Origin of the sequence: Micromonospora sp. WMMC273, assembly GCF_027460285.1 — a bacterium.
GTDB lineage: Bacteria > Actinomycetota > Actinomycetes > Mycobacteriales > Micromonosporaceae > Micromonospora > Micromonospora aurantiaca.
The window spans coordinates 1,010,730-1,025,874 of record NZ_JAPZBE010000001.1; the positions used below are offsets into that span (position 1 = coordinate 1,010,730).

Below are 15,145 nucleotides of genomic sequence, written 5' to 3' on the forward strand. Positions count from 1 at the left end.
CATGATGGAGGGCGGCCGACGAAGACAGGAGTGAGGTACCGGTGGACCCGCTCGATCGCATCGACGAACTGATCGCCATGGTGGAGCAGGCCCGCTCCGTCCCGATGTCGCGCAACAACTGCATGGTCGACCGGGGCGAGATGATCGCCGCGCTCGACGAGCTGCGCGCGGAGCTGCCCGCCGACCTGCGCCGGGCCGCCGCGCTGCTGGAGGAGCGGGACAAGATCATGGAGGCCGGCAAGCGCGAGGCCGACCGGATCATCAGCGAGGGTGAGGCGGAACACGCCCGGCTCGTCTCGGTCAACGAGATCACCGTCTCGGCCGAGCACGAGGGCGCGCGGATCATCGCCGAGGCGCGGGCCGAGGCGCAGCGCCTCCGCGAGGAGGTGGACGACTACGTCGACACCGCGCTGGCGAACTTCGAACAGTTCCTCACCCGGGCGCTGGCCTCGATAGAGCGCGGCCGGGACAAGATGCACGCGCTGCGCGAGATCGGGACCTTCGGCGGGGACGAGGCGGACCGCCCGCTACCCTTCTGAGCGGCGCGCGGGCCGGTCGCCGACAGCCGGCTCCCGCCGGGCCGGAGGCGAGCCCCCGGTTCGACGGTCCGCCCGTCTGGCAGGTAACCTTCTTTGTCGGCCTCTCAACGGCCGGAGTCTGACTATGCCCAAACACTCGCCAAGCACACTCAACCCCAGGTCGCCGCTGGTCCTCGACACGAGGGAACTGCCGCGCCGACCTGGCGCGTTGCGTACGCACAAGCGGGTCGTGCCGGCACCGGCGGACCTCGGCGTGGAGTTGATCGGCGTGCCGGAGGGCGCGGACCTCGACCTCGACCTGAGGTTGGAGTCGGTGTCCGAGGGCGTACTCGTCTCCGGGACCGTCACCGGTCCCGTCAAGGGCGAGTGCGGCCGCTGCCTGCGCGAGATCGACGACTCGTTGGCCGTGACGATCCAGGAGCTGTACGCGTACGAGAACAGCACCACGGACGACACGACCGAGGAGGACGAGGTGGGCCGGATGCAGGGCGATCTGATCGACCTGGAACCGGCGTTGCGGGACGCGGTGGTGCTGGCGCTGCCGACGAACCCGCTCTGCCGGGAGGACTGCCCAGGCCTGTGCCCCGAGTGTGGGGTGCACTGGGACGATCTGCCGGCCGACCACAGCCATCAGCAGGTCGACCCGCGTTGGGCGAGCCTGACGCAACTGACCCGTACAGAGGAGTAAGAACCGTGGCCGTCCCCAAGCGCAAGATGTCGCGCAGCAACACCCGCGCCCGCCGGGCGAACTGGAAGGCCTCGGCGGTGGCGACCGTGGCCTGCCCGCAGTGCAAGTCGGCCAAGCTGCCGCACGCCGCCTGCTCCGTCTGCGGCACCTACAACGGCCGTCAGGTCCTCGAGGTCTGACCCGGCCGCCGAGTGACGTCCCCGACCACCGGTCGGGTGACGCGCGCACCAAGGCTCTCGCCCGGTGCCCCGGCTCCCGCCACCGCCGACCGGCTTCCGGCCGGCGGACCGTCGGAGCCGGGCACCGCGCGGATCGCCGTCGACCTCCTCGGCGGGGACGATGCTCCCGCCGTCGTGGTTGACGGCGCTCTGCGAGCGGTACGCACGGATCCCGCCCTGCACCTGCTGCTCGTCGGCCCGATCGAGGTGGCCGACGAGCTGATCGGTGCGCTCGAACCGGCCCAGCGCGCCCGGGTCACGGTCCGCCCGGTGCGGACCGCCGTCGGCATGGCCGACCATCCCACCGCCGCCCGCGGCGAGAGCACTGTCCGCACCGCCGTGCAGGCCGTCCGCGACGGACTCGCCGACGCGGTCGTCTCCGCCGGCTCGACCGGCGCCACTGTCACCGCCGCCGCGCTCGGCCTCGGCCGCTGGACCGGGATCCGCCGCCCGGCGCTCGCCGCCACGCTGCCGGCCGTCGAGGGGCCGGTGGTGCTGCTCGACGTCGGCGGCACGCTCGAACCCGGCCCGGCCACGCTGGCCCGGCACGCCCTCCTCGGCGCCGCCTACGCGTCGGTGGCCCACGCCGTCACCGCACCCCGCGTCGGGTTGCTCTCCGTCGGCCACGAGACGGGCAAGGGCGACCGGCTGCGCCGCGTCGCCGCGCCCGCGCTCGCCGCCGCGCCGCTGCCCTGCGACGGCCGCTACGTCGGCCTGGTCGAGGGGTACGACATCTCGCTCGGCGCCCGCGCCGACGTCGTGGTGACCGACGGCTTCACCGGAAACGTCCTGCTCAAGGCCATCGAGGGCGCGTACGCCCTGGCCGGCGGCCCACCCGCACGCGGCGGCGCCCCGCGCGCCGCGGCCCTGCTCGGGGTGGGCGGCACCGTGGTCGTGTGCCACGGCGCGGCCGGCTCCGAGGACGTCGCCTCCGGTATCGCGCTCGCCGCTCACCTGTGGCGCCGCGACGCCGCCGCGACGGTCCGTTCCCTGCTCGCGGACATCCCGCACGATCTCGCACCTGACCGACACGACACCGAGGTAGCACCATGACCAACGACAAGCGGCGGCGTGCTCCCGTCGGCCACCTGGAGGCGGCCTTCGGGGTGTCGCTCGACCCGGAACTGCTGGAACGCGCGCTGACCCACCGCTCGTACGCGTACGAGAACGGCGGCCTGCCCACGAACGAGCGGCTGGAGTTCCTGGGCGACTCGGTGCTCGGCGTGGTGATCACCACAGCCCTGTTCCACAACCACCCGGACCTGCCCGAGGGGCAGCTGGCGAAGCTGCGCGCCAGCGTGGTCAACATGCGGGCGCTCGCCGACGTGGCGCGTGGCCTGGGCCCGGACGGGCTGGGCGCGTACCTGCTGCTCGGCAAGGGCGAGGAGGCGACCGGCGGACGGGACAAGGCGAGCATCCTGGCCGACACGCTGGAGGCGCTGCTGGGTGCGATCTACCTCCAGTACGGCCTGGACACCGCCGCCATCGTCATCCACCGGCTGTTCGACCCGCTGATGGCCGAGTCGGCGGGCCGGGGCGCGGCGCTGGACTGGAAGACCAGCCTCCAGGAGCTGACCGCCGCGCTCGGGCTCGGCGTGCCCGAGTACCGGATCGAGGGCACCGGACCGGATCACCTGAAGACGTTCACCGCCTGGGTGGTGGTGGCCGGCAACCGCTACGGCGGCGCGGAGGGGCGCAGCAAGAAGGAGGCCGAGCAGCGCGCGGCCGAGTCGGCCTGGCGGATGCTCACCGAGCAGGCCGAGGCCGAGGCGGCGGCGCAGGCGGAGGCGGAGACGAGCGACACCTCCGACGTGGAGGCGGGCGCCGGCCGTGCCTGAGCTGCCCGAGGTCGAGACCGTCCGGGTGGGCCTCGCCCAGTGGGTGATCGGCCGGCGGATCGCCGCCGTCGAGGTGCGCCACCCCCGGGCGGTACGCCGGCACGCGCCCGGCCGCGCGCACTTCGCCGACGTGCTCGCCGGCCGGACGATCACCGGGGTACGCCGCCGCGGCAAGTACCTCTGGCTGCCGCTGGACAGTGGCGACGCGGTGATCGGCCACCTCGGCATGTCCGGCCAGCTGCTGCTGCAGCCGGTCGGCGCGGCCGACGAACTGCACCTGCGGGTCCGGTTCCGGTTCGCCGACGACGGGCCGGAGCTGCGCTTCGTCGACCAGCGCACGTTCGGCGGGCTGTCCGTGTCCGAAGGCGGGGCGGAGTTGCCCGCCGAGATCGCCCACATCGCCCGCGACCCGATGGACCCGGAGTTCTCCGACGAGGCGTTCGTGGCGGCGCTGCGGCGCAAGCGTACGGAGGTCAAACGCGCGCTGCTCGACCAGACGCTGATCTCCGGGGTGGGCAACATCTACGCCGACGAGGCACTGTGGCGGGCGAAGCTGCACGGCACCCGCCCGGCCGACGCGCTCACCCGTCCGGCCGCGCTGCGGCTGCTCGGGCACGTGCGGGACGTGCTCGCCGAGGCGATCAAACAGGGCGGCACCAGCTTCGACGAGCTGTACGTCAACGTCAACGGCGAGAGCGGCTACTTCGACAGGTCGCTGAACGCGTACGGCCGGGAGGGTGAGCCGTGCCCGCGCTGCGGCGCGCCGATCCGGCGGGAGGCGTTCATGAACCGGTCCTCCTACAGCTGCCCGCGATGCCAGCCGCGGCCCCGGGGCACCCTCCGGGGATGACCCCGAGCCGATTCGGGGTTGCGCCGGTGTGCATCGTCCGACGGTCCCCGGAGACGCGCCGGAGCGTACCCGGAGATGCCCTTTTCCGCCCGGTCCGCGGGGCCGGTTCCGGCCGCGCGGACCTCGCCCGGCGGATCGGGGACGAGCGGGGGCCGTTCCCCGATGTCGGGGCCCCGCCCGCTGCCTAGCGTCATCTGGGGTCGGCACAGGGCCGGCATCAGGAGGGTGGAACCCGGGACATGGGCAGGCGACCGGTGACCGTGCGGCTGGCACGGTGGAGTGCGGAGCATCCGTGGCGCGCGATCGCGTTGTGGGTGGTCTTCGTGGCGGTGTGTTTCGTGGGCGGCAGCGCCGCCGGGCTGAACGAGGCGACCGACGAGGATCAGGCGATCGGCGAGTTCGGACGGGCACAGCTGATCGTCGACAGTGGCGGGTTCGACCGGCCGGCGACCGAGAACGTGCTGATCACCGCCCGCTCGGGTTCGCTCGACCAGGCCGCCGCGAAGGTCGCGGCGCAGGACGCGGCGGACCGGCTGCGGCAGGTCGACGGCGTGGCCGCGATCGGTACGCCGATGCCGTCGCGCGACGGCAGCGCGCTGCTGGTGCCGATCACCATGTCGGGCGACCCGGGCACCGCCGGGGACCGGGTGCAGCCGCTGCGGGACACCACCGCGAAGGTGCAGGACGCGCACCCGCAGCTGCGGGTGGAGCAGGTGGGCGGCCCGTCGATCGACAAGGCGCTCGACGACACGCTCGGCAAGGACTTCAAGCGCGCCGAGCTGCTCAGCCTGCCGGTGACGCTGGCCATCCTGATCATCGCGTTCGGCGCGCTGATCGCCGCCGGGGTGCCGGTGCTGCTGGCGCTCTCCTCGGTGGCCGCGGCGATGGGTCTCTCCACACTCGCCTCGCACCTGGTGCCGGCCACCGACACCACGGCCAGCGTCATCCTGCTGATCGGCATGGCGGTCGGCGTGGACTACTCGCTGTTCTACGTGCGGCGGGAGCGGGAGGAACGGGCGAAGGGCCGATCCGGCCTGGACGCGGTGGAGATCGCGGCGGAGACCTCCGGGCACGCCGTGGTGGTCTCCGGCACCGCCGTGATCATCTCGATGGGGGGTCTGCTGCTCGCCCAGGACGCGATCTTCTCGTCGCTGGCGGTCGGCTCGATCCTGGTGGTGGCGGTCGCGGTGATCGGCTCGCTCACAGTGCTGCCGGCGCTGCTGGCGAAGCTGGGCCGCTGGGTGGACCGGCCGCGGGTGCCGCTGCTGTGGCGCCTCACCGCGCCACGCAACGGACAGCCGGCCCGGCCCCGGTTCTGGCCGGCGGTGCTCAAGCCGGCGCTGCGCGCGCCGGTGGCCACGCTGCTGATCTCGGTCGCGCTGCTGCTCGCGCTCGCCGCGCCCGCGCTCGGCATGAAGCTGAAGTTCCCCGGCCCGGAGGACGTGCCGCGCACCACCGCCGCCATGCAGGCGTACGACCGGCTCACCGCGGCCTTCCCGAGCAACGGCACCAGCCACACGGTCGCCGTGCGGGCGCCCGCCGAGCAGGCCGACCGGGTGCGGGCCGCGCTCACCGACCTGGCCGGCCGTACCGCCGCCGACCCGCTCTTCGCGCCGGCCGAGGGGGACGGCCCGGAGATCCAGGTGTCGGCGGACCGGCGGGTGTCGGTGCTGGAGGTGGCCACGCCGCATGCCAGCCGCTCAGACGAGGCGTCCCGGTCGCTGCACGAGCTGCGCGAGGACCTGGTCCCGGCCACGCTCGGCGGCATCCCGGGCGTGGAGTACGCGGTCGGCGGCGGCGTGGCCGCCAGCGAGGACTACGCCGCCCACATCTGGGCGAAGCTGCCGATCGTCGCGGCGTTCGTGCTGGCGCTGACGTTCCTGGTGATGGCGTGGACGTTCCGGTCGATCGTGGTGGCGCTGACCTCGATCGTGCTGAACCTGCTCTCCGCCGGCGCCGCGTACGGGCTGCTGGTGCTGGTCTTCCAGAGCACCTGGGCGGAAGGGCTGCTCGGCTTCACCTCGATGGACGCGATCGTCACCTGGCTGCCGCTGTTCCTGTTCGTGGTGCTGTTCGGGCTGTCGATGGACTACCACGTGTTCGTGGTCAGCCGGATCCGTGAGGCGGTCGACCGGGGCATGCCCACCCGGGAGGCGGTGGCGTACGGCATCACCTCCTCGGCCGGCGTGGTGACCAGCGCGGCGGTGGTGATGGTGGCGGTGTTCTCCATCTTCGCCACGCTCAGCATGATCGACTTCAAGCAGCTCGGCATCGGCCTGGCGGCGGCGATCCTGCTGGACGCCACGATCATCCGGGCGGTCGTGCTGCCCTCGGTGATGACGCTGCTGGGCGACGCGAACTGGTGGGCGCCACGCTTCATGCGCCGTCGGCGGCCCGTCCCGGCGGTCGAGCCGCCGCCCGCCCCGGCACCGGAGCTGGTCGGCGTCCGCTGATCCCGAGCGGACCCGCCCCGGGGCCCGGTCCCGGCGCCCAACCGGTGGTGCCGAACAGCTTGACATCAGCGCCGGCTCGTGCCGGCCGCTGAGAAGGCATTCGTGTTCGCGCGGTATACCTGAGAGTCATAACTATGACTCTCAGGTATACCGCCTTCCGTGCATCTGTTCGCCGCTGAGGGTCACGGAGAGTGCTTTCGTACTGGATGATCGTCATCGGCGCCCCGCTCCCCGGCGGGCGGGGCGGCGGGGTGTCACGGCAGGGCGCACGGCTCCCGCCAGGCGTCCAACCGGCGGTCCTTGCGGATCGAGGCGAAGCCGTAGCCGACCGAGGTGACGCAGAAGTCCGCCGGCTCGCCGGTGTACTCGACGTGGAAGACCGGCTTCCCGGCGTCGGCGAACGGCAGCAGCTTCGCGCACTCGCGGCGGCGTACGCACTCCTGGTTGACCGCGAAGTCGAAGTCGGGGGCCAGCGCCGCCACCTGCGGCACGTCGTCGACCAGGCCGGGGGAGAGGCCCAGCTTGCGGGCCAGCCCGGCCAGCCGGCGGTGGAACAGCAGCTGGTCGTCGAAGTCCAGCGGGAAGCCGGAGCGGTGCCGGTAGCCGTCCGCGTCGGCGAGCGCCACCGCTCCGAAGCCCTTGCCCCGGCACAGCCGGAACCGGTCGGCCAGCACCGGCGCGAGCGCGTCCCAGGCCCGTACGTCCAGGAAACGGCTCCCCGGCCGCCCCGGCACCACCGCGCCGCGTACGGCGGTGGGGAAGCGGGTGGCGTCCGGGTCGGCGGCGGCGTACGTGCCGACGCGGACGTGGCAGACCAGCCGGCGGCCCCGCTCGCGCAGCGCGGCGGTCTCGGCCGAGGTGGTCGCCACCGGGTCGAGGAGGAAGACGTCGGCGTCGACAGTCACGTCCACCGGGGAGGTGAGCTGCCACTGCCACCGCCAGCCGGCGGCCTGCGCGGCCGGCCAGGGCGTGGGCGCGCCGGGTGGCGTGATCGGCCGGCGGCAGGCCGGCACCGGGGCGAGCAGCAGCGCGGTCAGCGCGAGCGCCACGCCCCGGCGCGGGCCACGTCGGCGGACGCGGGCCGGCCGGGAGTGCGGCACGGCCCACACCGGCCGGATCCGCATCGACAGCTCCCCGGACGCGGGCGGCCCGACGCCGCCCCCGACCGGTCAACGAGCGCCGGGCCGGTCACGACGCGCGGTCAGCTCGGGGTGGCGAAGACCTGCGTCCAGTACGGCCCGTTGCTGCGCGCCACACCCACCCCGATCTGGGTGTACGAGCAGTTGAGGATGTTCTTCCGGTGGCCCTCGGAGTTCATCCAGCCCTCCATGACCGCCGCCGGGGTCTGGTAGTTCCAGGCCACGTTCTCGCCCACCATGCGGTAGCTGTAGCCGGCGGCCTTGACCCGGTCCCAGGGCTGGCTGCCGTCGCTGCCCGTGTGGTCCATCTTCTGGTGGTCGGCCTGGTCCTGGCTGTGCCGCTGGGCGGCCAGGTTCAGCTTGGCGTTGACGGTGAGCGCCTTGCAGCCGGCCTTCGCCCGCTCCTGGTTGACGATCGTGACGACCTTCTGCAGCTCGGTGCTCAGCCCGGTCGTGGCGGTGGCCTTGGTGCTCGTGGAGCCGCCGCTCGACCCGCCACTGCTCGACCCGCCGCCGGGGGCGCTGCTGCGTTCCTGCTGCCGCGACGGGGCGGTGCTGCGGCTCGGCTTCGGGGTGGCCTTCTTCGTCGGGCTCGGCGCGGCGGTGGTCGGTACGGCGGACGGGCTCGCCGACTCCGGCGCGGGCGCGTCGGCGGGTGCGTCATCGGACCCGTCGGGCGCCTGCGGCGCGGCGGCCACCGGCGCGTCGGCCGAGGTGCGCTTCGTGCCCTGGTCGTCGCCGGGCAGCAGGACGGCGCCCACGCCGAGGCTCACCACGAGCGTCGCCGCGGCGGCGGCCCCGCCGATCACGAGCGGCCGGGACAGGCGCCGCTTCGGGCGCCGCCGGTCGTCGGCCGGGGTGTCGGTCGCCGGCTGCCAGGTCGTGGTGGGCTGCTCCCAGCCACCGGCCGGCTGCTCGTGCCCCTGCCAGGCGGCGGGCTGTTCCCGGCCCTGCCATGCGGGCTCCTGGCCGTGCCATGCGGGCTGCTGGCCGTGCCATGCGGTGGTCGGCTGCTCCTCGCCGTTCCACCGGTCCCGGGGTGCCGGAGGCGCGTTCTCCGGGCCGTAGCCCGCGTGCGCCGGGCCGGCGGGCGCCCGCTGCGCATCGTCCCCGAACAGGTACGACGACCGCGGCTCGGGCCGGTCGCTGAGCCACGCCGGACCCTCGTCGGTCGGCGGCTCGGGACGCCGACGGGCGTCCTCCGGTTCGATCGGGTCGTTCCAGCGGTACACGCCTGTCCCCTCCACGGGTCGGTTGCGGGCCCGGGTGACGCTACGGGCGCGCTCCAAGCTGCGGCAACGTGGCTAAGAAAGAGTTAAGGCGAAGCCCGCGCCGAGGATGAGTCGTTCACGCATTTCCGGCGTACAGTAAAGGCGTCCGGACAGAGCGTGTCCGCGCCTTCTGGCAGCCCCCCGGCGAGTGGACCGGCCGACGTGGAGATGATCTACGGCCTTGGTCAACTTGACGAAGGAGGGGTTTTCGGCTCAATATGTAGGTGTCGCCAGTCGCGCCCAGCCATGCCCCGATGCAGTGGGAATGGCAGCCGCGAACATCATGGGCGCGCGTTGGCCGGCCTTTCCGGCAGCGCACATCAAGGAGTCAGCATGGCGAAGGCCCTCTACGGCCACGTAAGTGCAGCGCCCGACCGGCGTCTGCTCGACGAGGTCACCCGACTGCGTGCCAGGGTTCAGGCACTGGAGTTCGAGATCACGCGTCTGCGCGCCGACAACGATCGGCTTGCGGCGGCAGCGGCGGAGGCCGATGACCTCCTCCGTCTGGCCGAGCCCGCACTGACCTGATCTCCAGTTGTCGGAAAACTGAATCGCACCACACCGAAAAGCGCGCCGACACTCAAGTGCCGGCGCGCAGCCATGTGTGGACCCCTTTTCGTCGCCGCCGGCGCAATTATCGATCTTGCGGAAGCGCCCGGAATTGCGCCCGGTAATTGTGATCATGCATTTCCGTTCCGTCCGCGACGGCCGGGCGGAAAGCGGACAGCCGGTCCGGCGGGTGGGTCGCGTGGCGGCGGCGCCCCGGTCCCGGGTTAGTCTGCGGGTTCACCAGGTCCGCGCAGCCGGCGACGGTACGGCGGCCACCGGACGAGGATCGAGAAGGTGCATCTCAAGAGCCTGACGGTGAAGGGCTTCAAATCCTTCGCCTCCGCCACGACGTTGAAGCTGGAACCCGGGATCACCTGCGTGGTGGGCCCGAACGGCTCCGGCAAGTCCAACGTCGTCGACGCCATCGCCTGGGTGCTCGGCGAGCAGGGCGCCAAGGCGCTGCGCGGCGGCAAGATGGAGGACGTCATCTTCGCCGGCACCGCTGGGCGGGCGCCGCTGGGCCGGGCCGAGGTCACCCTCACCATCGACAACACCGACGGCGCGCTGCCGATCGAGTACACCGAGGTCTCCATCACCCGCCGGATGTTCCGCTCCGGCGAGAGCGAGTACGAGATCAACGGCGACTCCTGCCGCCTGCTCGACATCCAGGAGCTGCTGTCCGACTCGGGCATCGGCCGGGAGATGCACATCATCGTCGGGCAGGGCCGGCTCGACGGCATGCTGCACGCCAAGCCGGAGGACCGGCGCGCGTTCATCGAGGAGGCGGCGGGCGTCCTCAAGCACCGTAAGCGCAAGGAGAAGGCGCTGCGGAAGCTCGACGCGATGCAGACCAACCTCAACCGCCTGACCGACCTCACCGCCGAGCTGCGCCGCCAGCTCAAGCCGCTGGGCCGGCAGGCCGAGGTGGCCCGCCGCGCCGCCGGCATCCAGGCCAACCTGCGCGACGCCCGGCTGCGGCTGCTCGCCGACGACCTGCACACGCTGCGGACCACACTGGACAAGGAGATCGCCGACGAGACGGCGCTGCGCGAGCGGCGCGAGCTGATCGAGGCCGAGCACGGCGAGGTGCAGGGCCGCCTCGGCGAGCTGGAGGCGGCGCTGGCCGAGGACGCCCCGCTGCTCGCGGCGGCGCAGGACACCTGGTACCGCCTCTCCGCGCTCCAGGAGCGGTTCCGCTCGATCGAACAGCTGGCCCGGGAGCGGCTGCGTCACCTCAGCGCCGCCGGTGACGACGAGCGCCCCGGCCGCGACCCGGAGCAGCTGGAGGCGGAGTCGCGGCGCGTACGCGAGCAGGAGGAGGAGCTGCGCGCCGCGCTCACCGACGACCAGATCCGGCTGGCCGAGGCGGTCGAGCACCGCCAGGAGCTGGAACGGCAGCTCGCCGCCGCCGAGCGGGAACTGGTCGCCGCGGCCAAGGCGATCGCCGACCGGCGGGAGGGGCTGGCCCGCCTCACGGGCCAGGTCAACTCCGCCCGGGCGCGGACCACGAGCGCCGGCGAGGAGATCGAACGGCTCGCCGCCGCGCACACCGACGCGATGGGCCGGGCCGAGAAGGCGCAGGCCGACCTGGACGCGGTAGCCGAACAGTCGACCGAGGCGGACCGGGACAACGCCGACCTGGACGCCCGGCACGACGAGGCGGTGGCCGTCCACGAGCGGGCCCAGGCGGCGGTGCGCAGCCTTGCCGACGGTGAGCGCGCCGCCGAGAAGGACGCCGCCACCTGGAAGGCCCGCGAGGAGGCGCTCGCCATGGGCCTGCGCCGCAAGGACGGTGCCGGTGAGCTGCTGGCCCGCGCCGACCAGGTGCCCGGCCTGCTCGGCAGCCTTGCCGGGCTGCTCACCGTCGCGCCCGGTGACGAGGCGGCGCTGGCCGCCGCGCTGGGTGGTCTGGCCGACGCGGTGGCGGTCAGCGGCGTGGACGAGGCGGTCGAGGCGATGCGGCTGCTCAAGATCTCCGACGCCGGTCGGGCCGGGCTGCTCGTCGGCAGCCCCGCCGGACCGGGCATGGACGGTCCCGCCGACGCGCTGCGCCCGAAACTGCCCGAGGGCGCCCGCTGGGCCCCCGACCTGGTCGAGTGCTCGGCGGCGATCCGCCCGGCCGTGCACCGCGCGTTGCGCGACGTGGCGCTCGTCGACGATCTCGCCGCCGCGTCCGCGCTCGTCGCCGCGAACCCGGAGCTGCGCGCGGTCACCCCCGACGGCGACGTGGTCGGTGCGTACGCCGCGGCGGGCGGGTCGGCCAAGGCGCCCAGCTTCATCGAGGTGCAGGCCGCCGTCGAGGAGGCGCGGGCCAACCGGGCCACCGCCGAACGCTCCGCCGCCGAGCTGCGCGAACAGCTCGCCGAGGCGCGCGCCGAGGTGGCCGCCGCCAAGGAGGCGGTGCAGCACGCCGCGGCCGCGAAGCGGGAGGCGGAGAGCCACCGCAACGCCGCCGCGCGCCGCCTGGCCGAACTGGGCGCCGCCGCCCGGTCGGCCAAGGCGGAGACCGACCGGCTCGGCGAGTCCCGGGCCCGCGCCGAGGCGGCCCGGGAACGGGACCTCGCGGCGCTGGCCGAGCTGGAGGAACGGCTGCGGCTGGCCGAGGCCACCCCGATCGACGCCGAACCGTCCACCGAGGAGCGGGACCAGCTCGCCGCCCTGGTGCCGCAGGCACGGCAGAACGAGATGGAGGTCCGGCTCGCGGTGCGTACCGCCGAGGAGCGGGTGGCCTCGATCGCCGGGCGGGCCGACTCGCTGGCCCGGCAGGCGACCGCCGAACGGGCGGCGCGGGAGCGCGCCGCGGCCCGGCGCGCGGCCCGCACGCGCGGCGCCCAGATCGCCCGGGCCGTGGTCGGCGGCGCCCGCGAGGCGCTCACCCGGCTCACCGTCTCCATCGCCCGCGCCGAGGAGCACCGCGACGTCGTCGCCCGCGAACGCGCCGCGCGCGAGGCCGAGCTGTCCGAGGTACGCGGCGCGGCCAAGCGCCTCGCCGCCGAGCTGGAACGGCTCACCAGCCAGGTGCACCGGGACGAGGTGGCGCGCGCCGAGCAGCGGATGCGCATCGAGCAACTGGAGGCCAAGGCCGCCGAGGACTTCGGGCTGGACGTGGCCACGCTCGTCGCCGAGTACGGCCCGGACCGGCTGGTCCCGCCCACCGACGCGGACGTGGCGCTCGCCGAGAAGGAGGGCCGGCCGGTGCCCGAGCCGGTCCGCTACGAGCGGCCGGTGCAGGAGAAGCGGGCGGCCAAGGCGGAGCGGGAACTGGCCCTGCTGGGCAAGGTGAACCCGCTCGCGCTGGAGGAGTTCGCCGCGCTGGAGGAGCGCTACAAGTTCCTCTCCGAGCAGCTGGAGGACCTCAAGGCGACCCGGCGCGACCTGCTCACCGTGGTCAAGGACGTGGACGACCGCATCCTTGAGGTCTTCGCCAGCGCGTTCGAGGACACCGCACGGGAGTTCGAGCAGGTCTTCACCGTGCTGTTCCCCGGCGGCGAGGGCCGGCTCGTGCTCACCGACCCGGAGGACCTGCTGACCACCGGCGTCGAGGTCGAGGCCCGCCCGCCGGGCAAGAAGATCAAGCGGCTCTCGCTGCTCTCCGGCGGAGAGCGGTCGCTGACCGCGGTGGCGATGCTCGTGGCGATCTTCCGCGCCCGGCCCAGCCCGTTCTACATCATGGACGAGGTGGAGGCGGCGCTCGACGACGTGAACCTGGGCCGCCTGATCACGCTGCTGGCGCAGTTGCGGGAGAAGAGCCAGCTCATCGTGATCACGCACCAGAAGCGGACCATGGAGATCGCCGACGCGCTCTACGGGGTGACGATGCGCGCCGGTGTGACCCAGGTGATCAGCCAGCGGCTCAACCGGGCCGACGACGAGGAACAGGTGACGAGCGAGTGAGTCGGGAACGCGCCACGGCGCTCCTGGTGGACTTCGACGGCGTACTGCGCCGCTGGGATCCGGCGGTGGCCGCCGGCGTCGAGCGGGAGTACGGGCTGACCGAGGGCGTCCTCGGTGAGATCGCGATGTCCTGGGGACTGCTCCAGCCGGTGCTCACCGGCCAGGTCAGCCATGCCCAGTGGATGGTGAGCGTGGCCGACGCGCTGACCCCCGCCGTCGGCGCGGATCGGGCCCGCGCGGCGGTCCAGGAGTGGCAGAGCTACCGCGGTGAGGTCGACCCGGAGGTGCTGGCGTTCCTCCGCGAGGTGCGTGCCGCCGGTATCCGGGTCGGGCTGGGCACGAACGCCACTGACCTGCTCGACGCCGACCTGGCCGCGCTGGACCTGACCGAGGAGCTGGACGTGATCGTCAACTCCTCGGTCGTGGGGGTGCACAAGCCGGCGAAGGAGTACTTCCAGGCCGCCTGCGAGGCGCTGGCGACGCCACCGGGGCGGGTGCTGTTCGTCGACGACGAGGACCGCGCGGTGGCCGGCGCCCGGGTGGCGGGTCTGTCCGCGCACCGTTGGAGCGGCCCGGCCGACCTGCGGTACCTGCGGGCGGCGCTGGCGTACTGAGCCGGCTCAGGCGCCGGTGACGCCGTCGATGCGTTCCCGGATCAGGTCGGCGTGGCCGTTGTGCCGGGCGTACTCCTCGATCATGTGGACGTAGACCCAGCGCAGGCTGATCTCGTGCGTGGTGTCGCCCCGGCGGTGGTGGAAGGTGTGCTCCAGCGGCAGGCCGGCCACCGCCTCCCGGGCCGCGTCGATCTCGGCGCGCAGCGTGGCGAGCGCCTCGGCCGGGTCGGCGTCGGCGATGTCGTTGTGGTCCGCGTCCGGGTCGGTGCTGTAGTCGTACAGCGTGGGCACGTCCTGCCCGCCGGCGCGGATGCGGAACCACCAGCGCTCCACGTCGGCCATGTGCCGGACCAGGCCGAGCAGGGTCAGCCCGGACGGCTCCACGCTCGGCGTGCGCAGTTGCTCGGCGGTAAGCCCGGCGCACTTGTGCACCAGCGTGTCGCGGTGGTGGTCGAGCCAGCCTTCGAGCATGGTGCGCTCGTCGGCGACGTAGGGCTCGTGGCGGCGGTCGATCTCAGGAACGGTCCAGGTCATGGGCGCAGATGGTAAGAGGGGCCCCCGGTACAACGCGAGGCGTTAACAGGGGGCCCTTCCTTGCACCCTCAGGGGACCACGACGACGGGCCAGCGGCCGGTGCGCACCAGCCGGGTGGCGACCGAGCCGACCAGCCTGTGCCCGGCCTGCTCGGACGAGCCGACCACCACCATGTCGGCCCGGTGCTCGTCCGCGGCCCGGCACAGCTCGGTGTAGGCGTCGCCGCGCCGGCACAGGAACGTCACCGGCAGGTCCAGTTCCTCGGCCCCGCGCCGGCACTCCGCGCGCAGCTCGTCGGCCAGCTCGTCGTGGGTCTGCTGGACCGCACCGGCCACCACGCCGGAGAGCATCGCGCTGTACGAGGCGGGCGAGCTGACGAACACCGCCACCAGCGTGGCGCCCTGCCGCCGGGCCAGTCCGGCGGCGTACGCGGCGGCGCGCATCGAGGTGCGGCTGCCGTCCACGCCGACGAGCACCACCCGTGGCCCGTCCGTACCCCGTTCGTAGGGCAGCGGACGGGTCTGCGGGCCGTACCGTTCACGCTCCGCGGCGTCCATC

At 73.7% G+C, this 15,145-nt stretch carries 14 protein-coding genes; 10 read left to right on the plus strand and 4 right to left on the minus strand.

Annotated elements, in window-relative coordinates; all coding sequences use genetic code 11:
* Positions 1-41 precede the first annotated feature (41 nt).
* From O7611_RS04920 to O7611_RS04950, 7 genes are all read left to right on the plus strand, one after another.
* Positions 42-539, plus strand: a complete 498-nt coding sequence (locus tag O7611_RS04920; protein WP_135243736.1) for a hypothetical protein — start codon at positions 42-44, stop codon at positions 537-539.
* Positions 540-663: 124 nt separating this feature from the next.
* Positions 664-1,227 carry a YceD family protein gene (locus tag O7611_RS04925; protein ID WP_135243737.1) on the plus strand — a complete coding sequence of 188 codons (564 nt, stop codon included), beginning with the start codon at positions 664-666 and terminating at the stop codon, positions 1,225-1,227.
* Between the two features lie 5 nt (positions 1,228-1,232).
* Entirely contained in the window at positions 1,233-1,406 is a 174-nt protein-coding gene (gene rpmF, locus O7611_RS04930; protein WP_030500827.1) for a 50S ribosomal protein L32, read from the plus strand.
* Positions 1,407-1,538: 132 nt separating this feature from the next.
* Positions 1,539-2,498, plus strand: a complete 960-nt coding sequence (locus O7611_RS04935; protein ID WP_269698047.1) for a phosphate acyltransferase PlsX — start codon at positions 1,539-1,541, stop codon at positions 2,496-2,498.
* Positions 2,495-3,283 (plus strand): ribonuclease III, encoded by a 789-nt coding sequence (gene rnc, locus O7611_RS04940; RefSeq protein WP_194799695.1) that lies wholly within the window; start codon positions 2,495-2,497, stop codon positions 3,281-3,283. The genes O7611_RS04935 and rnc overlap by 4 nt, the downstream gene beginning before the upstream one ends.
* Positions 3,276-4,133, plus strand: a complete 858-nt coding sequence (gene mutM / locus O7611_RS04945) for a bifunctional DNA-formamidopyrimidine glycosylase/DNA-(apurinic or apyrimidinic site) lyase (protein WP_194799696.1) — start codon at positions 3,276-3,278, stop codon at positions 4,131-4,133. Before rnc ends, mutM begins: the two co-directional genes overlap by 8 nt.
* A gap of 239 nt (positions 4,134-4,372) precedes the next feature.
* Positions 4,373-6,586 carry an MMPL family transporter gene (locus O7611_RS04950; RefSeq protein ID WP_269696283.1) on the plus strand — a complete coding sequence of 738 codons (2,214 nt, stop codon included), beginning with the start codon at positions 4,373-4,375 and terminating at the stop codon, positions 6,584-6,586.
* Between the two features lie 254 nt (positions 6,587-6,840).
* On the opposite strand, the gene O7611_RS04955 is transcribed toward O7611_RS04950, so the two are convergent.
* On the minus strand, positions 6,841-7,710 hold the full coding sequence (locus O7611_RS04955; protein ID WP_269696284.1) for an endo alpha-1,4 polygalactosaminidase: 870 nt from the start codon (positions 7,708-7,710) through the stop codon (positions 6,841-6,843).
* Positions 7,711-7,787: 77 nt separating this feature from the next.
* Entirely contained in the window at positions 7,788-8,957 is a 1,170-nt protein-coding gene (locus O7611_RS04960) for a CAP domain-containing protein (protein WP_194799699.1), read from the minus strand.
* Positions 8,958-9,329: 372 nt separating this feature from the next.
* Between O7611_RS04960 and O7611_RS04965 the strand changes: the two genes are divergently transcribed.
* The 3 genes from O7611_RS04965 to O7611_RS04975 all read left to right on the plus strand — a co-directional run bounded on the left by O7611_RS04965 (position 9,330) and on the right by O7611_RS04975 (position 14,053).
* Entirely contained in the window at positions 9,330-9,524 is a 195-nt protein-coding gene (locus O7611_RS04965; protein WP_013284566.1) for a hypothetical protein, read from the plus strand.
* 315 nt (positions 9,525-9,839) lie between these two features.
* On the plus strand, positions 9,840-13,439 hold the full coding sequence (gene smc / locus O7611_RS04970; protein WP_269696285.1) for a chromosome segregation protein SMC: 3,600 nt from the start codon (positions 9,840-9,842) through the stop codon (positions 13,437-13,439).
* On the plus strand, positions 13,436-14,053 hold the full coding sequence (locus tag O7611_RS04975; RefSeq protein WP_194799701.1) for an HAD-IA family hydrolase: 618 nt from the start codon (positions 13,436-13,438) through the stop codon (positions 14,051-14,053). Before smc ends, O7611_RS04975 begins: the two co-directional genes overlap by 4 nt.
* A 6-nt stretch (positions 14,054-14,059) precedes the next feature.
* Here O7611_RS04975 and O7611_RS04980 read toward each other — a convergent pair whose 3' ends face one another.
* Complete coding sequence (locus tag O7611_RS04980; RefSeq protein WP_194799702.1) at positions 14,060-14,587, minus strand: DinB family protein; 528 nt, start codon at positions 14,585-14,587, stop codon at positions 14,060-14,062.
* A gap of 68 nt (positions 14,588-14,655) precedes the next feature.
* Positions 14,656-15,144: a universal stress protein gene (locus O7611_RS04985; protein ID WP_194799703.1), complete on the minus strand. Its 489-nt coding sequence runs from the start codon at positions 15,142-15,144 to the stop codon at positions 14,656-14,658.
* Position 15,145: the final 1 nt, after the last annotated feature.